Below are 278 nucleotides of genomic sequence, written 5' to 3'. Positions count from 1 at the left end.
AGGCCGTACGCGCCGGACGAGGAGTTCGTTGCGCTGATGTTCCAGCCGCTCTCGTGCTCGACGATCTTGCTGAAGGCGTTGAACTGCGAGGCGTCCGGAATCATCGCGTGGGCGATCGACTTCGCGGAGGAGGCGGCGGTCGGCGTGGCGGCCTGGGCGGGCGCCGCGACCAGGACCATACCGGCGGTGGCAGCGGCCACGGCGGTAGTGGCGAGGGCCTTCTTCGGGGAGGAGACGATGCGGCGGATGACAGAGACGGACACGGAGAACCTGTTTCT

Annotated in this window: 1 pseudogene; it reads right to left on the bottom strand. The window is 68.0% G+C overall.

The window, feature by feature from the left end:
- Positions 1 to 263: pseudogene (locus N4G66_RS45505) on the bottom strand (lytic transglycosylase domain-containing protein); the annotation flags it as partial.
- Between the last annotated feature and the right edge of the window lie 15 nt (positions 264 to 278).

It is taken from the genome of Streptomyces rhizosphaerihabitans (genome assembly GCF_025399795.1).
Lineage (GTDB): Bacteria > Actinomycetota > Actinomycetes > Streptomycetales > Streptomycetaceae > Streptomyces > Streptomyces rhizosphaerihabitans.
This window is presented reverse-complemented; position numbering and strand designations above follow the sequence as displayed.